This is a genomic window from Clostridium sp. CTA-17, from assembly GCF_054767895.1.
Map to the genome: position 1 here is coordinate 66005 of NZ_BAAABF010000001.1, position 23616 is coordinate 89620.

20 protein-coding genes are annotated in these 23616 nt (G+C 27.6%); 15 read left to right on the forward strand and 5 right to left on the reverse strand.

Annotated features, from left to right (window positions below; all coding sequences use genetic code 11):
- Positions 1–60: 60 nt before the first annotated feature.
- On the forward strand, positions 61–756 hold the full coding sequence (locus ACYUCG_RS00275; RefSeq protein ID WP_060796538.1) for a response regulator transcription factor: 696 nt from the start codon (positions 61–63) through the stop codon (positions 754–756).
- A gap of 177 nt (positions 757–933) precedes the next feature.
- Here the strand turns inward: ACYUCG_RS00275 and ACYUCG_RS00280 are convergent, their stop codons facing one another.
- The 5 genes from ACYUCG_RS00280 to ACYUCG_RS00300 all read right to left on the reverse strand — a co-directional run bounded on the left by ACYUCG_RS00280 (position 934) and on the right by ACYUCG_RS00300 (position 5735).
- Positions 934–1557: a DUF3793 family protein gene (locus ACYUCG_RS00280; RefSeq protein ID WP_240297731.1), complete on the reverse strand. Its 624-nt coding sequence runs from the start codon at positions 1555–1557 to the stop codon at positions 934–936.
- Between the two features lie 33 nt (positions 1558–1590).
- On the reverse strand, positions 1591–2007 hold the full coding sequence (locus tag ACYUCG_RS00285) for a flavodoxin (protein ID WP_060796540.1): 417 nt from the start codon (positions 2005–2007) through the stop codon (positions 1591–1593).
- Positions 2008–2426: 419 nt separating this feature from the next.
- The gene (locus ACYUCG_RS00290; protein WP_061426548.1) at positions 2427–4085 is read right to left on the reverse strand and encodes a glutamine--tRNA ligase/YqeY domain fusion protein; all 1659 of its coding nucleotides are present in this window, start codon (positions 4083–4085) and stop codon (positions 2427–2429) included.
- A 251-nt stretch (positions 4086–4336) separates the two neighbouring features.
- Positions 4337–4492 (reverse strand): zinc-ribbon domain-containing protein, encoded by a 156-nt coding sequence (locus ACYUCG_RS00295; RefSeq protein WP_003452998.1) that lies wholly within the window; start codon positions 4490–4492, stop codon positions 4337–4339.
- Between the two features lie 154 nt (positions 4493–4646).
- The gene (locus ACYUCG_RS00300) at positions 4647–5735 is read right to left on the reverse strand and encodes a GerAB/ArcD/ProY family transporter (protein ID WP_242862270.1); all 1089 of its coding nucleotides are present in this window, start codon (positions 5733–5735) and stop codon (positions 4647–4649) included.
- Between the two features lie 95 nt (positions 5736–5830).
- On the opposite strand from ACYUCG_RS00300, the gene ACYUCG_RS00305 reads away from it, so the two are divergent.
- The 14 genes from ACYUCG_RS00305 to ACYUCG_RS00370 all read left to right on the forward strand — a co-directional run bounded on the left by ACYUCG_RS00305 (position 5831) and on the right by ACYUCG_RS00370 (position 23592).
- Complete coding sequence (locus tag ACYUCG_RS00305; RefSeq protein ID WP_060796543.1) at positions 5831–7252, forward strand: spore germination protein; 1422 nt, start codon at positions 5831–5833, stop codon at positions 7250–7252.
- Entirely contained in the window at positions 7227–8351 is a 1125-nt protein-coding gene (locus ACYUCG_RS00310) for a Ger(x)C family spore germination protein (protein WP_060796544.1), read from the forward strand. The genes ACYUCG_RS00305 and ACYUCG_RS00310 overlap by 26 nt, the downstream gene beginning before the upstream one ends.
- 194 nt (positions 8352–8545) lie before the next feature.
- Entirely contained in the window at positions 8546–9679 is a 1134-nt protein-coding gene (locus ACYUCG_RS00315) for an AlbA family DNA-binding domain-containing protein (RefSeq protein ID WP_460267823.1), read from the forward strand.
- A gap of 76 nt (positions 9680–9755) precedes the next feature.
- Entirely contained in the window at positions 9756–10169 is a 414-nt protein-coding gene (locus ACYUCG_RS00320) for a hypothetical protein (RefSeq protein WP_460267824.1), read from the forward strand.
- Positions 10170–10465: 296 nt separating this feature from the next.
- Entirely contained in the window at positions 10466–11686 is a 1221-nt protein-coding gene (tyrS, locus tag ACYUCG_RS00325; RefSeq protein ID WP_240297735.1) for a tyrosine--tRNA ligase, read from the forward strand.
- A gap of 420 nt (positions 11687–12106) precedes the next feature.
- Positions 12107–12799 (forward strand): metallophosphoesterase, encoded by a 693-nt coding sequence (locus tag ACYUCG_RS00330; protein ID WP_011590287.1) that lies wholly within the window; start codon positions 12107–12109, stop codon positions 12797–12799.
- Positions 12800–12917: 118 nt separating this feature from the next.
- Positions 12918–13709 (forward strand): GTP pyrophosphokinase, encoded by a 792-nt coding sequence (locus ACYUCG_RS00335; protein ID WP_087328339.1) that lies wholly within the window; start codon positions 12918–12920, stop codon positions 13707–13709.
- Between the two features lie 309 nt (positions 13710–14018).
- Positions 14019–14804 carry a hypothetical protein gene (locus ACYUCG_RS00340; RefSeq protein ID WP_111917164.1) on the forward strand — a complete coding sequence of 262 codons (786 nt, stop codon included), beginning with the start codon at positions 14019–14021 and terminating at the stop codon, positions 14802–14804.
- A 116-nt stretch (positions 14805–14920) separates the two neighbouring features.
- A complete protein-coding gene (locus ACYUCG_RS00345) occupies positions 14921–16036 on the forward strand; it encodes an AAA family ATPase (RefSeq protein ID WP_078233391.1) in 1116 nt (371 codons plus the stop codon).
- Positions 16037–16049: 13 nt separating this feature from the next.
- Complete coding sequence (locus tag ACYUCG_RS00350; RefSeq protein WP_208342456.1) at positions 16050–17387, forward strand: vWA domain-containing protein; 1338 nt, start codon at positions 16050–16052, stop codon at positions 17385–17387.
- 159 nt (positions 17388–17546) lie between these two features.
- Complete coding sequence (locus tag ACYUCG_RS00355) at positions 17547–18938, forward strand: polysaccharide deacetylase family protein (RefSeq protein ID WP_460267825.1); 1392 nt, start codon at positions 17547–17549, stop codon at positions 18936–18938.
- Between the two features lie 92 nt (positions 18939–19030).
- Entirely contained in the window at positions 19031–21010 is a 1980-nt protein-coding gene (locus tag ACYUCG_RS00360) for a glycosyltransferase (protein ID WP_460267826.1), read from the forward strand.
- A 258-nt stretch (positions 21011–21268) separates the two neighbouring features.
- Entirely contained in the window at positions 21269–22762 is a 1494-nt protein-coding gene (locus tag ACYUCG_RS00365; protein ID WP_198604484.1) for a YjjI family glycine radical enzyme, read from the forward strand.
- Positions 22763–22770: 8 nt separating this feature from the next.
- Entirely contained in the window at positions 22771–23592 is an 822-nt protein-coding gene (locus tag ACYUCG_RS00370; protein ID WP_283704049.1) for a YjjW family glycine radical enzyme activase, read from the forward strand.
- Positions 23593–23616 lie beyond the last annotated feature (24 nt).

Genomic DNA, 23616 nt, shown 5'->3' on the forward strand with positions numbered 1-23616 from the left:
TTTTCAATATTATGATAAGCTATAAAATAGGGTAGTGTTTTGGGTAAAGGAGGGACAAGTATGACAAATAAAAAAGTCCTAATAGTAGATGATGAGGAACATATTAGAGAACTTATAAAATTTAACTTAAAAAAAGAAGGCTATGATACAGAAGTTGCTGTTAATGGAACTGAAGCTCTAAAGATTATAAGAGAAATTAAGTTTGATTTAATACTTTTAGATTTAATGCTTCCAGAAATAGATGGTTTAGAAGTATGTAAAGAAATTAGAAGAAATGAAGAAACTTCAGATATTCCAGTAATGATGATTACAGCAAAGGGGGAAGAGTTTGATAAAGTATTAGGCTTAGAACTTGGAGCAGATGATTATATAACAAAGCCATTTTCAATAAGAGAACTTATGGCTAGAGTAAAAGCTTTACTTAGAAGAAGTAATGTTAAAAAAGAAGAAAATATAATTAAATTTGGTGATGTAGTAGTTAATTTTAAAACAAGAGAAGTAACAAAAGGAACTCAAAATGTAGAATTAACATTAAAGGAGTTTGAATTATTAAAGCTTCTTATAAAGAATAAGGGTAATATATTAACTAGAGAACTTTTACTTGATAAAATTTGGGGATATGAATACATAGGGGAAACAAGAACAGTAGATGTTCATATTAGACATTTACGTAAAAAGGTTGAAAGCGATGATAAAAATCCTCAATATATTCAAACTATAAGAGGGGTTGGATATAAGTTTACAAGTAATGAGTAATTACAATCTAAAGTATAAATTTTATAATTAGTTGTAAGAGTAGTATATCAAGAAGCAAATTAACTATATGAAGAATAAATTAAATTTATAGGTGTAGTAAATTTAGAGTAAAAATAAGAAAAAAATAAAACCACTCAGATAATGGCAGAAATCTGAGTGGTTTATTAGCAATGAGAGTCAAATATTAAATTTATATACATTATTTGTCAAGTTATAAACTTCTTTTAAATCCTTACCAGAAAGTAAGTGATTCATTATTATTTCTTTTGAACTATCATAAAGTTCAAAGATTTCTTGGGCTTTTTTCTCTTCTTCATATACCTTCCAATATCCACAAAGAAGGCATTTGCTCTTAGTACATTCCATAAAGCATTCTACATCTTTAACTGGAATTCCTAGAAAAATACCTAATTCATGAGGACAATGGAATGAATCATATCTATTAACTAAATGAGTTAATATTTCATCAATACTCATAGTTAATCTATAGTCGAGTTTTTCTAAAAAATCCATGGAAGATTTTTTATATACAGTATTCATTAAATTTATTTCATCATAAATTAATATTACCTTAGAATTTATAGTTTCTCTAAGCAATATGTGCTTTAAATTAAGATCTTTTAAGAAAGCTTCACCATACACATCCCAAAGTTTATATAAATTATGACCTTGCTTTGAAAGAGTAATGGTGGAAGAAGGCTTAATCCCTGTTATTACAGGAGAAATTAAATATGATATAAAGGATCTCATATATTTTTCGTTGTTAAGAGTTTCTAAGAGATTAAGAAAATCATTATTCATTTCAGCTTCTTCCACCTTTCTTTCAGATAAATTTTAAAGTGCTTTACCAGCAGCTTTACAATTTTCTATGTCTTCTCCTTCTGGAGTATTATTAACTATTAATGTATTTACTACATTTGCACCGTAGCCTTCCATTCTATCTTTCCAAGTATCCATCCATTCACCAGTTCCCCAGTCATATGAACCGAATAATAAAGTTGGTTTTCCAGATACAAGTCCTGAAATTTCTTCAACAAATGGGTCCATTTCGCCTTCTTCAATAGTTTCACATCCCATAGCAGGAGAACCTAAAGCTAATACATCACATCCTTCTACATCTAGAGTAGATGCATCAGAAACATTTAAAAGTTTTACTTCTAATCCGTTTTCTTTAGCTCCTTCAGCTATTAAGTTAGCCATAGATTCTGTATTACCAGAACCTGACCAATAAATAACATTTAATTTTTTCATATATATCACCTCGTAAATTTAATTCTTATTATTAATGAAAATCAATTTCAATTAGTTCATGTCATTATAATACAATAGTAAGATAATAATGTCAATAGTAAATGATAATAATTTTCAATGGGTGGTGAAATCTTTTTTGAATGAAGTAGAATAAAGAGAAATAAATTTTATTAGACTTCTTTGAAAATTAAAGGTAAGGAAAATTTGTAATAGATTTTTGAGGAGATTAAGGAATATAGGAAAATATTTAACTTAAATTAGAGAAAATAAATACAAGTAAAATTTTATTAATAGATTTAAATAAGAAAAAGGGCATTATCAAATATTAATGATAAAACTTACAAATAGTATAAATAGAATAGAGTTGTAGGTTTTAGCAAAAAATATTTTGAATATATGCCCTTAAATATTATTTCTTATTATTTTAATTTAAATGAACTCTTTAATGAAACTATTCTGTTGAATACTAAATTATCATCACTTGTGAAATTAGGATCAACATTGAAGTAACCATGTCTAAATAATTGATATTTATCTTGAGGTTTAGCATCTTTAGCACTTGGCTCAATGAATCCCTTACATATAGTTAATGAGTTAGGATTTATTTGCTCAAGGAAGTGCTTTCCTTCATTTTCTTCACAATCATCTAAGATTAATGGTTCATATAATCTAAACTCAGCAGGAATACAGTTATTAGCATCAACCCAGTGGATTGTTCCTTTAACTTTTCTTCCAGTAAATCCAGTTCCACTCTTAGTTTCTGGGTCATAAGTACAGTGAATTTCTGTAACTTCGCCATTTTCATCTTTTATTACTTCGTTACATTTTACAAAATAAGCACCTTTTAATCTTACTTCGTTTCCTGGGAATAATCTGAAATATTTCTTTGGAGGATTTTCCATGAAATCTTCTCTTTCAATATAAACTTCTCTTGAGAATGTAACAGCTCTTTTACCAGCTGATTCATCCTTAGGATTATTTTCTATTTCAAGAATTTCTGATTCTCCTTCAGGATAGTTTGTTATAACTAATTTAAGTGGATTTATAACAGCCATAGCTCTTGGAGCAGTTTCTTGAAGATCTTCTCTTATGAAATGCTCAAGCATTTGAGAATCAACAGTAGAATCTGCCTTAGCAACTCCTATAGCTTTACAGAAGTTTCTTATTGACTTAGGAGTGTAACCTCTTCTTCTAAGTCCAGCAACAGTAGGCATTCTTGGGTCATCCCAACCATCAACTATGCCTTCATCAACTAATTGCTTTAATTTTCTTTTACTCATAACAGTGTTTGTGATATTAAGTCTTGCAAACTCAATTTGTCTTGGAACACTTTCCATTTCACATTCTTTAACGAACCAATCATATAATGGTCTGTGATCAGCAAATTCTAAAGTACAAATAGAGTGAGTTATTCCTTCAATAGCATCTTCTAATGGATGAGCAAAGTCATACATAGGGTAGATACACCATTTATCACCTGTATTATGGTGGCTAGCATGAGCAATTCTATAAATTATAGGATCTCTAAAGTTTATGTTAGGTGAGCTCATATCTATTTTAGCTCTTAAAACTTTTGAACCGTCCTCAAATTCACCTTTTCTCATTCTTTCAAATAGATCTAAGTTTTCTTCAACTGATCTATTTCTATATGGACTTTCCTTACCAGGCTCAGTAAGAGTACCTCTATATTCTTTGATTTCTTCTGGAGTTAAATCACAAACATAAGCTTTTCCTTTTTTAATTAAAAGTAGAGCTCTTTTATACATTTCATCAAAATAGTTTGATGCGAAATGTAATTCGCTCCAGTTATAACCTAACCAATTAACATCTTCTTTAATAGATTCAACGTACTCAGTATCCTCTTTAGTTGGATTAGTATCATCAAATCTTAGGTTAGTTCTTCCATTAAACTCTTTTCCTAATTCAAAGTTTAGAACTATAGACTTTGCATGACCTATATGTAAATATCCATTAGGTTCAGGTGGAAAACGAGTTATTATTGTATCATGTTTTTTGCTATCTAAATCATCTATTATTATATTTCTTATAAAATTTGATGAGTGCTCAGCATTTGACATTGTTTATCATCCCTTTTCTCTCATTTTTATATACTCATAAATATACCATAAAAAGAAAAATCTATCCATAATATATTAAAAAATGAGTATATAGTTTTTTATAAAATTATATTTAATTATGTATAAGAATCATAAGTTAGATTGCTCTATATAATATTTCCAAATAAGATTAATTTTATGAAATAGAAATGAAAAAAGTTCTGCAAAGTGCAGAACTTTTAATTTATGAATAAACTTGCGTTAATTATCAATTATCTATTCATTTTTTGAGCTTTTCTTGCTTTTCTGCAAGCTGGGCATCTAACTGGATCGTTTTCAAATCCTTTTTCTTTGAAGAATTCTTGCTCTCCTACAGTGAATACGAATTCTTTTCCACAGTCTTTACAAACTAAATTTTTATCTTCCATTTCTTTTACCTCCTGTAAAATTTACTAGGTACGTTTGAAATCTATACTATAAAACTAATAAAATAAATTTTACAGGACAGAAATAAAGTACATATCTACTAAATTTTATTTTATATATTGATTATATCATATAGAAAAAAGAATACAATACTTTTTACCTCAAATATTTAAATTTCTGACGCTTAAAATAAGCTAGTGTATATATGATTATAGGGCATATAAACAGCACTATTAAAAGTATGTATTGATAGTATTTTAATAGTATAAAAAGTGTGTATATATTCTTAGCAGCTAAGTAAGAAAAGGCATATACTATTACTGAAATTAATGCTATAAAATTACGTTTGTATTGTACCCTATCTTTCCAGATTGTATACAATGAAAAAATAGTTATTAGATACTTTACAACCCAAGAAAGAGTAGAGGAAATCATTACAAAAACATTTCCATTCTCTACAAAACCACCAAAATAAATTCTTTGAGTTTGAACAAATTGAGGATAAAATACATTTGCAGATCTCAAAGAACCTAAAGTTGATATTAATATAACAACACACAAAGCACAAAATATAGATGTTAAGAGTATTGTGGTTATTGAGATTTTTTTTAAGTTTTTCTTATCATCTATTCTTGGAAGAATAGGCAAAACTATAGCTAAGCTTGATAAGGAACCTAATTGAGTTAAAGCACAAAGAATATATTCTGAAATTCTTCTATCCTTAAATATAGGAAGAAGAAATGTGTAATCTATATATTTAATGTTTAATAATGCTAATAACAAATTAATTGCCAGTACAATGCTTACACAAACTATACATATTATAAGTATGCTATTAAATCTATTTTTACCTATTAAAAACACAGTTATTATGAAAAATAATAAACAATACCATATTGGACTTTGAGCAAAAATATTAACGTTTATAGAAGATGAACTTACAGAAGCTGATTCTATGCACATTAATACTAAAGTCAGTGAAAATATTAATATATAAATATTTCCTAATGGTTTACCAAGAACTATATAGCAAGTTTCTTTAAAGTCATAATAGTCTATCTTGGAGATTACACTAAAAATAAAGGAAGTTACAAAGAAAAATATAATTCCAGAGATTATAGTGAAAATCCAAGTATCTCTTCCACCTATTTTTATAAATAAGGATGTATAGTTAACCAAAGATGTACTTATGGCAGCAATGATAAAAAATATAAAATGTCTTGCAGTTAGCTTTCCCAAAGACATCACCTCATTTCTTTTATAATTTCAAATTTTAGTATTCTCAAAAAAATGAATATTAAACATAATACTAGCGGATAATATTTTTGGGTGATAAATGAATGCAAAAACAATTAGATTTCTTAAAAGACAAATTAAAAGATAGTTTTGATGTTAAGTATAGGGAGGTGGATACAGCTTTAGGACCGGCCACAATTGTTTTTATGGATGTTTTATGTTCTACTCAGTTCATAAGTGAGTACATAGTAAAACCATTAACTTTAGTTAAGGATGGAATAAAAGATGAAAATGATATTATGACTAAGGTTATAGATATAAATATAACAAATTGGTCAAAGGATAAAAATGATACATTACTTCATGTCTTATCAGGTGATGTAGTAATAATCTTTGATAAGTTTGATAAGGTAATTTATTGCGAAACAAAGGGTTATACAAGAAGAGGTGTTGGAATTCCAATAACAGAAGCAGTAATAAAGGGGCCTAGAGAAGGATTTAATGAGGCCTTTGTTGATAATGTTACCTTATTAAGAAGAAGAATAAAAAATCATAATTTAAAATTCGAGCCTTTATACGTAGGGGAAGATACTCAAACTGTAGTATGCATATCTTATATAAAAAATAAAGCTCCAAAGGAATTAATTGATGAAATCAGAGAAAAAATAAAAAATTTAGATTATAAGTTTATATTAGATACTAATTATATTGAGGCTAAACTTAGAGAAGATAGAACTTTATTTGATACTGTTGGATACACAGAAAAAGCAGATGAGGTTGCAGCAAAACTATTAGAAGGAAGGGTTGCAATAATAGTAGATGGTACTCCTTTTGTTCTTACAGTACCTTTCTTTTTTATAGAAAACTTTCAAACACCAGATGATTATTATTTAAATAGGTATTTTACTAGTTTTACTAGAATTTTAAGATGGATAGCATTTTTTATTGCTATGTTTTTACCAGGAATATATGTTGCATTAGTTACTCATCATTTTTCGGTTTTACCTAGTTTATTTGTCTTTAGATTAGCAGTTGCTAGGGCAGGGGTTCCATTCCCAATAGTAGCAGAGGTCATAATAATGATGTTATTATTTCAAATAATAAAGGAAGCAGGTTTAAGATTGCCCCAACCTATAGGGACATCTATGAGTTTAGTATCAGGACTTATTTTAGGAGAGGCTGCTGTGGGGGCTGGCATTGCTTCAAGGATAACTATTGTAGTAGTGGCTTTAAGTGCAGTTTGTTATTTCTTAATTCCTAAGCTTTATGGTGCGGTATCAGTTTGGAGTATAGGAATAGTAATTATATCTTCGCTTTTTGGAATTCCTGGTGTGATTTTAATAAGCGTTGTATTATTATCTCACTTAGCACATTTAAGAAGTTGTGAATATCAATACTTATTCCCACTAGGAACTTTAAATAGATATAAATTTAAAGACATTATTATGAGAGGAAGATTAGACGAAATATCAAAAGATATAGTCGGTAAGGATGGTAAAAATGAACCTAAAGAAAGTTATAGCTAGTTTATTAAGCATAATAATTATGTCAACCATGCTTATTGGTTGCTATAATTATAAGGATATAAATAGAGTTACATTTGTAACAAGTATAATATTTGATGAAAATGAAGTGGGAAATATAGATATATATTTAGATTGTGTAAAACCATATAGAAGTTCAAATGAAAGTTCTGATAAAGGAAGAAGAGTATTATATAAAGGTACTGGAAAAACAGTTTTAGAAGCTATGAAAGATATAAATATGTATTCTAGTAGTAAGTTAGACTTTACTCAATGCAAAGGATATATATTTACAGAGAAGGCAGCTAAAAATGGTATAAGAAAGTACATAGATATTATAAATAAGAATCAAGAATTCATGATTAGACCATATATGTTTGTTTTATTTGGTTCTCCAGAAGAACTTTTAAATGATGTAACTGTTGATGAAGAATATTTAGGTGTTTTTATTGATGATTTAGTTCAAAGGATGAATAAAAGTCCTAGGGTTATAGCTATTGATGCTAATGATTATTTAGAGCTGAGAACTAATTATGGAAATCTACTAGTTTTAGGTGCATTAAGTATAAGAGATGATATGAAAGAAAAAAGATTAGAACTAAGCGGAGGAGCCTTGCTAAAAAATGAGGTCTTAGTTAGAAGAATAACTGCAGAGGAAGGCATGAGCTATAATCTTTTAATAGGGGATTTAAAAAAAGGAACTCTAGAAGTTATGAACCCCCAAGATCCTAATACTTTTATAACATTGGATATATCCAATGCAAAAACAAAGACATCAATAAGTTATGATGGAGAAAATATAACTCTTTATAAGGATATAAAAGTTAAATGTTTAATTGGGGAATCACAATCAAGACTCATTGTAGATGAAAAACTTTTAAATCTTTTAGAGTTAGAAGAAGAGGCAGTAATAAAACAATACTTAGAACTTTTCTTTGAAAGCTTTAAAGAGAGTGATATAGACATTGTAAATGTTGGTAATCTTTTTTATAGAAAATATCCAGACGAGGTATTAGAAAAGGATCCTATAAGCATTACAAATTTAAAGATTAATGTTGATGTTGAAATTGATGGCACAACAATTACAGGAAATACACTTTAAAATAAGTCTATATTTTAAGTAGAAATTGCTTTTAATATGCAGATTAAGAGCTAATTTAATAAATAGTTTCTTAAATTATAAATACAATCAATTTAAAAAAGCCTATAGAATATAATGTTCTATGGGCTTTAATTTTATGCTATATTTTATTTAAGGTATATGGGCAATAATATTTATTAAAGAAGAGGGTTATTATGAATGAGAATAAACTGAGAAATTTAATAAAGAAAAATGAATATGAAAAATTAGATTTTAAATTAAAAATAGAGTTGTTTACAGAAAGTGTTAAAAAAGAACTTGCAAAGGATATATGTGCTATAGCTAATTCCAGAGGGGGAAGAGGGTATATAATAATAGGAGTTGAGGATAAAACAAAGAAAATAGTTGGTGTGGATGCTGATTATATTACTGAAGAAAGAGTTCAACAAATAGTGGCATCAAGGATTGAACCGCCTGTTCCAATAAGTTTAGAGGAATGTTTTTTAGATGGAAAAAGATTATTGGTAATAGTAATATTTAATAGCTATCAAAGGCCTTATCAAATAAGAGAAAATGGAGCTTTTTATATAAGAAGAGGTTCAACTACAGATATTATGAGAAAACAAGAGCTTTTATCAGAATTTCAAAAAGGTATAAGCTTTAATTTGGAGACATGCCCCATAGTAAATAGTAGTATAGATTTTTTAAATGAGGAATTAGTAAAAAGATATTTTTATCTAAAGGGTATTAAGATATCTAAGGAAAATAGAGAATTTTTACTTAGTAGTAGCAATATAATTTATAAAAATAATATCTCTGGAAAATCAATGTGTACACTAGGTGGATTATTAGTTTTTTCAGATGTAAATAGTATTTATATACCACACAATATGATAAAAATAAGAAATTTATTAGGTGAAGAACAAACCTTTATAATAAGAGGCAATATTTTAGATATGATGAAAAGTATGGAGAAAAAAATAAGAGAAATAGTACCTAATGAATATCCTGTAGCCTTAATAATTGATACTATAAGAAATATTATGATATACAGAGATTACTCACAATATAATAAGATTGTTGAGGTAGTCTTAGGAAAGAAAGAGTTAACAGTATATTGTCCAGGGGAAATTGTAAAAAGATATAGGGATGGACGTATAGGATATATAAAAAGAAATATGTGGATATATGAAAAAATAATAAGCTTAGATAGCAGAGATGGGGAAATGAATTACAATTTAGGGGGAAAAGAAGTAAAAGAGAGCTTTACTAACAAGGTGAAAGTTATAACCGTTAATGAAGAGAATATAACTAAATTTATATTTAATAAATATAGAACAATAGGTTAATATTTTGGAGTCATTACGAATATGATATATAAAGTAAGTTTTTACCTGATAAAATTATTATTAAGGGGTGGTAAAGATGATTCAACTATTCTTTAACCAAAGAGGTGCTGGAAAAAGCAAAAATTTAGTTAAACTAGCTAATGAAGAAATTGAAAAGTCTAAAGGAAGTATTATTTTTATTGATGATGATAATAAAAGAATGCTTCAGTTAAATAAAAAGGTTAGACTTATACCTATGGATAATTACTGTATAAACAGTTATGATCAATTTTATGGATTTTTACAAGGGATAATTTCTAGAGATTATGATGTAGAAAGTATATATATTGATAGCATAGCAAATATTTTGGAGGATATAGAATTAGAGGACCTAGAAAATTATTTGGGGAAAATAGAACTTATGAGCAGAGAATTAGATGTAAACGTATTTGTAAATATTCATGGAGATGTGAAAGTAATGCCTGAAAATATCAAGAAATATGTGGCTTAAGCTTTAGCTAGTTTAGAAAATAAATTGTTTTATATAGATTTGTGTAGTATTTATGATATTTAATACTATGGGTATAATAAGAACTATAATTAAAAGTTATGGTTCTTATTTTTTTATATATTTTTAGTCAGACTTGTTTTTGGCTAGTTATTTAGATTTGTATGATTAAAAAAATAGCTTTTTTTTAAAATCAATTGAGAATTAATATAATAAAGGATATACTATATACTATATGATATGCTAAATATAGCACCAGCAAGTAAGCTGGATTAGAATTTTTTTGGAGGGATAAACAAATGGCTAATGTATTAGATACGTTAATGGAACGTGGGTACATAAAACAGTTTACTCATGAAGCTGAAACAAGAGAACTTTTAGAGAAGGAAAAAGTTACTTTTTATATAGGATTTGACCCAACAGCTGATAGTTTACATGTAGGACACTTCATTGCAATGATGTTTATGGCTCATATGCAAAAGGCTGGACATAGACCAATAGCTTTAATTGGTGGAGGTACAGCTACAATTGGAGATCCAAGTGGTAAGACTGATATGAGAAAGATGATGACAAATGAGACTATAGCTCATAATGTTGCTTGTATCAAAAAGCAAATGGAGAAATTCATCGATTTTTCAGATGATAAAGCTATACTTGTTAACAATGCTGATTGGTTATTAAACCAAAACTATGTTGAATTCTTAAGAGAGGTTGGAGTTCACTTCTCAGTTAACAGAATGCTTTCAGCAGAATGTTTTAAACAAAGACTTGAAAGAGGTCTTTCATTCTTAGAATTTAACTACATGTTAATGCAAGGATATGACTTCTATGTTTTAAATAAAAAATACAACTGTAAAATGGAGCTAGGTGGAGATGACCAATGGTCAAACATGATAGCTGGCGTTGAACTTGTAAGAAAGAAATCACAAGAAAGTGCATATGCTATGACTTGTACATTATTAACTAACTCAGAAGGACAAAAAATGGGTAAAACAGTTAATGGTGCATTATGGTTAGATCCAGAGAAAACTTCTCCATACGAGTTCTACCAATACTGGAGAAATGTTAATGATGCAGACGTTGAAAAATGCTTAAAATTATTAACATTTGTTCCAATGGATGAAGTTAGAAGACTTTCAAGTTTAGAAGGTTCTCAAATAAATGAAGCTAAAAAAGTTTTAGCATTTGAGGTAACTAAACTTATACATGGTGAAGAGGAAGCTACAAAGGCTCAACAAGCTGCTGAAGCTTTATTTGGAAAAGGTGGAGACATGAGTAATGTTCCAACTTATGAAATGGGAAAAGATAAGTTAGGTTCAGAACTTTTAGATATTTTAGTTGAAGCTGAAATAGTTCCATCAAAAGCTGAAGGAAAAAGACTTGTTAAACAAGGTGGATTATCATTAAATGGAGAAAAAGTTGCTGATTTTAAAAAGACATTAGAAGAGGCTGACTTCGAAAATGGTGAAGCTTTAATTAAAAGAGGTAAGAAAAACTACAATAAAATAGTTTTAGCATAATTCTTTTTTAGAAGAGTGTATTAGAATATATTAGCTAATTATTATTAAGGGTAATATATTCTATTTACACTCTTTTATTTATATGTGATTTTAATTAGATATTTACACTTAATTTAATCTAGTTATTTATTAAATAATAATATATAAATCGAGGGGGTTACAATTAATTAAGAAGTAAATTTAAAAACTTTGAGTATTGAAATTATAAAGTTGAATTTGATGAAAAATGTGCTTTTTATAAATTGTATTTTAAAAGTATTTCTACCACTTTGAAACTTGTATATATAATTAATAAAAGTGTATAATAAATTACTGACAAAATGTAGATTAATTTAGATGATTTATTTTAGGTTACTAAAGAAAATATTTTCTCTAATAATTACATGTAAGATTAAATAGAAATATGAAAGGTGATGAAATATGGCGTTATATGCTATCTCTGATTTGCATTTAGCACTTAATACAGATAAACCAATGGATATCTTTGGTGAGAAGTGGCGTAATCATCATGAGAAGATAAAAGAAAATTGGAATAATAAAATTACTGAGGAAGATACTGTTTTAATAGCAGGGGATATTTCTTGGTCAATGAAATCAGATGAAAGTAAAGATGATTTAGATTGGATAGACGCACTTCCAGGTAAAAAGATAATAATTAAAGGGAATCATGATTATTGGTGGGGAAGTATTTCTAAATTGAATAAAATGTATGAAAATACAAAGTTCATACAAAATAATTTTTTTACATATAAAGATTGGGCTATATGTGGAAGCAGAGGATGGATTTGTGAAGGTTCTGATAAATTCACACAAAAGGATAAAAAGATTTTTGATAGGGAACAAATAAGATTAAGATTATCTTTAGAAGAAGCTAAAAAGGCAGGTCATGAAAAGATAATATGCATGGTACATTATCCACCTACAAATGAGAAGTTTGAGGATTCAGCTTTTATCAATATATTTAAAGAGTTTGGTGTTGATAAGGTTATTTATGGTCATCTTCATGGTATGGCACTTAAGGGCAAAGTATTAAATGAAGAGAGAGATGGAATAGATTATAAGCTTACAAGCTGTGATTTTATAAATTTTGACCCAATAAAAATCTTAGATTAATACACTGTTTCATGTAAAATTAAGATTTTGAAATATTTAGTTTTAATACTTTTTTTGGTATAATGAGCGAGGAGAGTTAAATAAATCTCTCTAAGAGAGTTAGGAAATAGGTGGTTCTATGGCTATACAAAATTGGAAAGACTTTTTAACTCCTTATGATCAAGCAGTAAGTGAATTAAAGGTAAAGTTAAGAAGTATTAGAAAAGAATTTAGAAGAAAAAATGAATATTCTCCAATCGAGTTTGTAACTGGAAGGGTGAAAGAGGTATCTAGTATATTAGAAAAGGCAAATAAATATAGTATTCCTGTAGATAGAATCCAATATGAGATGGAGGATATTGCAGGTATAAGAATAATGTGCCAATTTGTTGATGATATAGATACTGTTGTCAATATTATAAGGAATAGAAAAGATATGCAAGTTCTTTATGAAAAGGACTATGTTAGTAATGTAAAACCAAGTGGCTATAGAAGCTATCATGTGGTTATAAGATATCCTATAAATATGGCAGATGGACAAAAAGATATACTTGCTGAATTTCAAATAAGAACTTTAGCAATGAATTTCTGGGCTACAATAGAACATTCTTTAAATTATAAGTATAAAAAGAATCTGCCAAAGGACATACAATTAAAATTAAAACGTGCAGCTGATGCAGCATTTACTTTAGATGAAGAAATGCTTGAAATAAAAGATGAAATAAAGGATGCTCAAACTTTATTTGAGGTTAAATCAGATATTATAAGTACTATAATGAATAGTATATTAAATCTTATTTCAATAGGAAAAGTGGCTGAGGCTTCTAGATATCAAATAAGTTTAAATAAACTTATTGAAGAGGGAGAAGTTTGGGAACTTAATAATTTATTAAGAGCTGTCCAAAGAGACATAGATAAGTATAATGTATAATATTTAAATAAAAGTAGTTTTTAATGCCACCTTATTTAAAGGTGGTGTTTTTATTTTTAAACTTTATTTTAAGTGAAAGTTGATTTTTATATAAATATTTAGAGGAAAATTAATTTGGTAAAGAAATTTTATTGTTTATTTTAAAATTTTATTTTATGTCTTTATATTTAATAATAATTGTTATATAATAATAAATGTAATTTAGAAAGTTGATAGAATTACTCAACTTTAACGGAGCAACACATTATTTGAGTTTTAAAATGATTGAGCATTTATTGAGAGAAAAATAAAATTGAGGAAGTGTAATTTATGAATGCTATGGATAATTTAGAATTAAAAAAGATTAAGGAAAATCCTTTATATATAAGAGAAATAGAAAACCCATCAGAAGAGATGCAGCTAGAGGCTATTAAGAAAAATCCATTTACAATTCAATATGTTGAAAATCAATGTGAAAAATGTAAAGAGGAAGCTGTAAGAAGAAATCCAACTACTATAGAGTATGTTAAAAATCCATCAGAGGAAATATGCATATTAGCAGTAAAATCTCTATGGAATGCCTTAAAGCTTATTAAGGAACCTTCAGAAAAGGTGGTTGAAGAGGCTGTTAAAACCAAGGGGTGGGCTATACAATTTGTGAAAAATCCTTCAGAAAAGTTAAAACAAATAGCTGTTTCTAGGGACTATGATGCAATAAAGTATATAGAAGATCCATCACCAGAAGTTCAGCTTATAGCTGTTAAAAATCATTGGTCAGCAATTAAATTTATAAAAAATCCTACTTTGGAAGCAATGAGAGCTTCAGTTAAGGAAGATGCTGAGGCAATAAACTTTTTACCAAACTATACATATGAAGATTTAGAAACTTTTATAGGAGACAATATAAATGTTGTTAAATATCTTTATGAAAGTATAGATGTTGATATGGTTGTTGATATACTTACAAAAAAAGTTGCAGAAGAGAATGTAGATGAAAGGTATCTTTTAGATTTTATTGATTTAGAAGTCTTAGAGATGAACAAAGTAGAATTTATCAAAGAATATGGAAGTAAAAGAGCAAAGATAATATTAGTTGATAGTATGTTATCAATATAAAAATAGAGATTTAAAAATATAAATATAGATTAGTTGAGAAAATATTTTAGATTTTTCACAAGAGAGGTTATAAGGTAAGTTTCACGGAGAGATTTATAGAAAGAAGGGACACTAAAGTGGATTTTAAAGAAGCGTTAAGTACAGTTAATTTAGTTCTTATGACAGGAGAAGTACCTCTTTTAATAGGAGAAAGTGGTATAGGAAAAACTTCTTTAGCAAAGGAACTTAGTAGAATAAATAATTACCATTTGGTTACTATAGATGGAAATCTTCTTAAAGAGGGAGAAATAGGTGGTCTTCCAATGGTAGAGAAGAAAGAAATCCTATTTAAAGGAGACGTAGTTAAAAAAAGCGTAACAAAATATGCTACACATGTAAAACTTATGGAAATTGATGATCATATTGAAAAGGGAGAAAAAGTTCTTTTATTTATTGATGAATTAAATAGATGTGAGCATGCAGTGCAACAAGAACTTATGAACCTTATATTAAATAGAGAAATAAATGGATATAAGTTAAATGAGGATGTATATATATTAGCAGCTATGAATCCATCAAATAAATATGATAACTATGAAGATAGTGATTATCAGGTTATTGAAATGGATCCAGCCCAAGAAGATAGATTTGTTTGGATAGATATTAGTTCAAATCTTAAAGAGTGGATGAGTTGGGCAATGGGAGAAGGAAATATCCATGAACATATAATAGAATTTTTATCAACATTCCCTGAATATTTCCACACTCCTAATTCACTAGAAACAATAAAAGCTACTCCAAGAAGCTGGGAGAGGGTTTCTAAGGCTTATAGAGTGTATTTATCAAATAAAAAGAACTTTTCTAAGGAAATATTATATAATGCTTTAAAGGGAAATGTAGGCTCAACAATAGCACAAGAATTTATAGCATATATAAGTAATCTTAATAAGCCTATTATTTCTAATGAAGAAATTTTTGAAAGTGATGTTTTAGGATTTAACATTAGAGAGAGAATAATGAGTGAAAATCATTCAAGAATGTATATAATAGCTAAGAGTGCTTTATATTATCTTGAAGGATTAAAGGATTATAATAAAGAATTAGAAGTATTTTCAGATTTGTTATCTTGTTATCCAAAGGATTTAAGATTAGGAATAATGAAGGAAATAAAAAGCGATCACTCAGAAGAATTATATAGAAATTTATTAAATGAGGATAAGTTCTTAGAAGCATTCTTTGAGATATATAGCTAGGTGGTGAAATCTTATGGATTTTGAAAGAACTAGGAGGAAACTTCTTAATATAGCAATGGAAGCTGAAGAGGAGAATAAGCCTTTAACAGATGATTTTAAGAGAGAATTTTGGAGTTTAATAGAGAAGGTAATAATCTCTCTTTATGATAAAGAAAATTCATTTTTTGGTCAGTTTTTAATTCATGTAAAGAGAGAAATAAGAACTGATATTAAATGGCCTATAGCCACTAAACCAGAAATGGGATATTTCACAATGGTATTTAACCCAAGAATAATATTAGAATGTGATTTAAAAGAGGTTCAGGCCCTTTTAAAGCATGAAGTATATCATATAATGATGTCTCATTATGCTAGAGAAAAGGCTTTAAGTAGAAAATATTCAAAACTTGCTGTTAGTATAGCTATGGATATAGCCATAAATCAGTATATAAAGAATTTACCTCCATATAGTAAAAGGCTAGATTATATAAATTTAGAATATAATCTAGAGTTAAAGCCAGATATGCCTATGGAAAAATATGCAGAAGAAATTCAAAAAGCAATTGAAAGAAGAAAAAAATATGGTATTACTGGTGATGATAAAAATGCTGGTGATTTAGTAAGCCAAGAAAAATCCCATGAAGTATGGGAAGAGGTTTCTATAAGCTTAGATAGTTTAGAGGGAACAACTAAGAAAACAGCCATAAACGCATATAAGGGCAAGGCTCCTAAGGATTTAGAAAAAATAATCTTACTAATGAAAGAAAAACCAGAGATAAAGTGGAGTGAATTTTTAAAGGATATAATTCCTACAACAAGAGGAAGTTATAGAAAAACTATAACAAGAAAAGATAGACGTCTTCCAGAAAGATTAGACCTTAGAGGTAAATTGCCAAATTCTATTCCAAAAATATTAATAGCAATAGATGTTTCAGCATCCATCTCTGATAAAGAGTTTGAAAATATAATAATAGAAGTTTTAGGTATAGTAAGAAATAAAAATGCTGAAATAAAAGTTATTGAATGTGATGATGAAATAAGAAGAGTGTATGATTTAAAAGGAATAAAAGATATAAAGCCAAGAAGTAAGAAAAATGGTTCAACAAGATTTTCTCCAGTATTTAGATATATAAAAGAAAATAATATGAGAAATCATATTCTTGTATATTTTACAGATGGAGTTGGAGAAAAAGATTTAGAAGTTAAGCCTATAAATTATAGAACTCTTTGGGTTTTAACAGGCAAGGAACAATTAAGTTTAAATAAATCTTTTGGAACTGTTAAACATTTAGAAAAAGAAAAAGGGGATGGATATACCCTTATGGATGGTTTACAAGATATGAAGGATAATCTTCATGATTGGGCTAGATAAAGTGAAAATATAGCACATGTTGATTTAATTGAAAATCAATATGTGCTATATTGTTTTTATATGGTTTATTAATTATAAAAAATATAACTTAATTAAATAGCAAATCCGTAGTTGAATTTATAAGGTATATTTTAAGAAAAAATATAAAGGGGGAATTCGGTGAAGAAAAATATTAAGAACATAGCTTTAGTATTATTAATAATTTTTGTGGTGGCTTTAATTGTTATAACATTTAAAATAATTAAATTTAGAAAAAATACAATGACAGATATAAAAGCTTGTGGAAATAAAATAACTTTTAATTCTAATGTTAAAAGAGAAGAAATAGAATATTTAAAAGTGGATGGAGAGAAGGATAGACCAGTAAATAAGGTTGAAGGGTTAAATTTATTTATAAATAATAGTAAAGTTAATTTAAGTGATAAAATTTATGAAAAGAATTTAAGGTATTATATTTCTTTAGAAGATTTAGAGAAAAATGGACAAGTATCAATTGATGGAAATAAGATTTTAAGCAAGACAAATAAAAATTACATAGATTTAGAGAAAAAAGAACTTTTAAAAGAAAAGGATAAATTAGATTTAAGAGGAGAAGTTTTAGATTTAGATCATAAAAAATACATTTCTATAAATGATTTTAAAGAGCTTATTGAAGCGAGAGATGATTGGTATGAAAATAAAAACTCAATTTATATGTTTCAGGGAAAACTTAATAATATAAACTGTAATTATAAAGTTAATGAAGGAAAAGCTGCTTTAATAAGAATAGAGGATGTTAGTGCTGGTGGAGTTTTTTCTAAAGATAATAACATGGAAAAAATGAAATATTTAAGTGACTACTTTAAATCTAATAATATAGTATTTCATATAGCTTGGATACCTAGATACATAAATCCTGAAGAAAACATAGATAATGATTTGCTTAAAAATAATAATTTTGAAAATGTTCATTTTATAAATATGTTAGATCATTTAATAAATAGAGGGGCTGTAATTGGTCTTCATGGATACACTCACCAACATAATAATCAAATAAGTGGAGTTGGAGTAGAGTTAAAATGGAATGTTAATAGCAATAAAAATAAAGTTTTAAAGGTTGTTGAATCATCATTAAAGACAGCTAAGACCTTAAATATACCTATAGGTTTCTTTGAAAGTCCACATTACAAAGCAGATAGAAATCAGCAAAAAATAATAGAACAATACTTCCCAGTTATGTTTGAACCCTATGCTGGATATTGGAACTTAAATCCATTAATAAGTTTTAGTAATAAGTCAACATTATATGTGCCTGCTCCTTTAGGATATGTTAAGGACAATGGAGAGACTGTAGCTAGAAGAATTAGAAATTATAGCAATGAAATTTTAACGGCATTTTTCATACATCCATATATGTTTTTAGGTAGTATAGAGAATAAAAATAATAGTGCAAACAATGAGGAAATATATGAGTTTAATGAAAATTCACCTATATTAAAGATAATATCAGCCTTAAAAGAAAGAGGATGCAAAACCATAACTGTTAATGAATTAAACAATCAAATTACATAGTAAAAGCTCCTCTGTGAGTAGAGGAGCAAAATATATGTAAAAGTCTCACCAAAATATAATATTAATCATATTATAAAAATTGAGGTGATATAATGAAAAAATTGTTGTTCATTACTTGGAGCGTATCATATGGATACGGAACTGAAAAATCTTTAGCAGATGTTTTAAATAGATTTGATAATACAAAATATGATATAAGTATTTTACCTTTATTTAAGTATTCCAATAATTCAATATTTAATAGTAATATAAAGTTATTAGAGCCGATTATTGATTATACAGATGAAAAATTAGATGAAGTTAAAGCTCTAAAAAATTATTATAACTTACTTTCAAATCCTAGCCTTTTTAATAAATGGCTTCGTAAAAAATATGATTGTATTATAGCTTGTAACCATAATGCTCCTTCATATTTTGCTTCATATATAGTTGGAGGTAAAAAAATTATTTGGATTAGAGGAGATATGTCTGAACTTGATTATACTGTTCTTGATAAAACAACAAATGAATATAAAATGGTAAAACAGGAACATGAAATGCAAGCAAATGTATTGAAAGTATTTGATAAGATTGTTGTTATTTCTGAAGTAACCAAAACTACACTTAAAGAGTTATTTGGAATAACAAAAAATGTAGTCAAAATTTCAAATTCAGTTGATGGCGAAAAGATAAAACTTTTAAGCAAAAAAACAGTTGAAATTCCAGAAAAAATGCTTTTTACAACCTTAGGAAGGCTTGATTATAATAAAAATCAAATACTACTTTTAAAAGCAGCAAAAGAAGTAAAAAAATATTGTGATGATTTTATAATTTATATTCTTGGAGATGGAGATGAACGCTTAAAACTGGAAAGGTATATAAATGATAATAAACTAAATGAAAATGTTAGAATACTTGGATTTGTTGAAAATCCATACCCTTATGTAAAAAACAGTATTGCAACTATTTTAACTTCATTAAGTGAGGGGTTTAGTCTTGCTCTTGTTGAAAGTGTTATGCTTAATACACCTATAATTTCAACAGATGTGGGAGTGGCAAGAGAATTGATTGAAAAGTATAACTGTGGAACAATAATTGATTATAATGAAAAAGAATTAGCACAGGTATTAATTAGATATTTGAATAAATATGATGGATGTAAAAAAATTTTTAGTATAGGTGATGAGTATGATATTAAGACAGAAGTAGAAAAAACTAGATCTTTAATTGAAAATGTATTGGGAACGGCACGTGTTAATTCAAAAATTGAAAAGTTACCGTATCCAGAGTATACAATAAAATATTGTGATCTTAATAACATCAGTATAAAAAATGATACTATGTATGTACTAAGAGTATTAAAAGATAATGTTCCTTATGAATATCTGATTAATAGAAAAAGCAATAGTGATAAATTGATAGTTTTTAACAATGGTGCTATTGCTGGTGGAAATGTAAATGTACCTGTATTTCAAAGGCATAGCTGGGCTAATCAAATAAAAACATCATCTGTTTTCTGTATGGATCCTACTATTTATATAGATGATTATCTACAGCTTGGATGGGGTGTAGGAAAAAATGAAAATTATTATCTTGAAAATAGTAGTCTAATACTCAAAACAATAATAGAAAAGATGAATATAAGCCTTGATAATACGGTTATTTATGGTACTTCAGCAGGAGGTTACCTATCAATTATTATGGGAATATATTTAAAAGGTGCAAAGGTTGTTGCAGACAATGCACAGTTAGATACTACAAGGTGGGTTTTCAAAGAAGCATTAGATAGTGTGATAACATTTTGTTTTGACAATGTTAGCGATTCTCTAAAGTATAAAGAAAGATTTAGCATTGTAGAGGCATTTAAAAAAAGTGGTTATGTGCCTAAAATTTATTTGCATGTAAATTTATGCTCTGTAGCAGACAACTCTACTCAATTAATACCATTTTTGTATAGTATGGAAGAAAGTAATGATATTTTAGGTTATAATGATATTGAAGTTATACTACATTATGAAAAAGAAAAAGGACATAATGGATTAAGTTATAACGATGCGATTAAATTTTTATATAAAGTATTAGATGAAAATTAGAGAATATCTTATTATACTGTGAAAAAATATCTTAATTAGTTTTTAAATTATATAAGTTTTAATAACTATTTAATATAAAAAACCTGCAATATGATTTAATATTTTGCAGGTTAATCAAAGATATCAATCTTGTAACTTCTATATGTTGATATTTTTGATTAGCCTGTTTGTAAACTAAACAAATTATATAAATTTTTAGAATGGCAATTATGGTATTTTATTTAACAGGTTGATATGTTTTAAGGGGAGGAAAAAAGTATGAATAGAGTATTAGAGATACTAAAGGATAGGTCATTAACATATCATCAGCAAATTAAAGATTTAGCTGCTTATGCAGAAAGTACAATTGAAGTATTAAATGTTGATGATGAAACAAAAAAATTAATAGATGAAGGTTGTATATGTACTCTTTTTGAAGGAAATGCACCATTTAGACCTAGATACATAATTCCAGATTATTCTTTACTTATGGAAAAGGGATGTGAATTTTTAAATCTTTCAGTTCCAGAGGATATATGGGAAGCAACTAATAACCTATTAATTTTCTATAAGCATGTGCCTTCAATAACTACATTTCCAGTTTACCTTGGGAATATAGATGAACTTTTAGAGCCATTTATAGAAGATGAAAGGGAAGCGAAAAGAGCAATTAAATTATTTTTACAACATATAGATAGAACATTAACTGATTCTTTTGTACATGCTAATATAGGTCCAAGAGAGACTGTAGCAGGAAGATTAATACTAGAGTCTATGGATGAACTTCAATGTGCAGTTCCGAATTTAAGTATGAAGTATGATTTAGAAAATACTCCAGAGAGTTTTATAAATTTATGTGCAAAGGTTGCTTTAAGTACAGCTAAACCTAGTTTTGCAAATCATAAAATGGATGTGAAAAGCTTTGGAACAGATAGATATGCTATAGCAAGTTGTTATAATGGATTTCATATTGGTGGGGGTGGATATACCCTTGTAAGAATAAAATTAAATGAGGTAGCTAAAAAGGCTAGTTCAGTAGAGGACTTTTTAGAGAATGTATTACCTTATGTGAGTACTAAAATGATTCAGTATATTGATGAAAGAATAAGATTTTTAGTTGAGGAAACTCAGTTCTTTACTTCTAATTTCTTAGTAAAAGAAGGATTTATTCAGAAAAAATTATTTACAGGAATGTTTGGAGTAGTAGGTCTAGCAGAGGCTGTAAATACTTTATTAGGAGCAGAGAAACAAAGTGATAGATTTGGGTATTCAGAAAAAGCTAATAAACTTGGATTAAGAATAATAGAGAAATTAAATAAAATAGTATCAGAACATGAAGCTAAACATGTAAATTGTTTTGGAGGACACTATGTTCTTCATGCACAAGTAGGAATTGATTTAGATCAGAATGTATCACCAGGATGTAGAATACCAGTTGGAGAAGAACCAGAATTATTTAATCATATAATGCAATCAGCACCATTCCATAAATATTTTTATAATGGAATAGGAGATATATTTGTATTTGAAGATACATATAATGATCATCCAGAAGCCTTAGTTGATATTATAAAGGGTGCCTTTAATTCAGGAATAAGATACATGTCTGTTTATGGAAGTGGAGCAGATGTAGTAAGGGTAACTGGATATTTAGCTAAGCGTTCAGAGGTGGAGAAACTTGAAAGAGGAGAGGCTGTTCTTAATAATACAGACTTATTTGCCATGGGAGCAAAGAATAATTGTCATGCCTTTGAAAGAAAAATTAGAAAGTAAGTGATATTATGGCTTTAATAAATAAGATAATTCCATTTTCTTGTGTTGATGGACCAGGAAATAGAATGGTTATATTTTTTCAAGGATGTAATTTTCAATGTTTATATTGCCACAATCCTGAGACTATAAATAAATGTATATCTTGTGGAAAATGTGTTGAAAATTGTGAAGTAGGTGCCTTATCAATTAGTGAGGGGAAAGTTATTTGGGATGAGGAAGAATGTATTTCTTGTGATAAATGCATAAAGTTATGTGAACATATGTCTTCTCCTAAAACTAAGGAATATTCAGTAGAAGAACTTGTAAAAAAGATAGAAAAAGACAGCTTTTTTATAAGAGGAATAACTGTTAGTGGTGGAGAATGCACTTTAAACTCTGAATTTTTAATAAAGCTTTTTAGAGAAGTTAAAAAGCTTGGATTGAATTGCTTTGTTGATACTAATGGTAATACTAAATTAGATGATGAGCTTATAAATCTTACAGATAAGTTTATGCTTGATGTTAAGTCAATTGATGAAAAAGAAAATATTTGGCTAACTAAATCATCAAATAAATTAGTTTTAGAAAATTTAAAAAGAATATTAGAGTTAGACAAGATGTATGAAGTTAGAACTGTTATAGCTAAAGGACTAAATAGCGAAAAAACAGTGGATGAAGTATCTAAAATCATTGGCGATAAATGTAGATATAAACTTATAAAATATAGACCCTTTGGAGTTAGAGAAGAGGGTATAAAGGTTCATGGAACTATAAGTCCAGAAGATAGTTATATGAATGAATTAAAAGAAAAATCTATAGTTAATGGATGTATTGACACAATAATAACTTAATATTTATTAGAATTAGAGGATAAT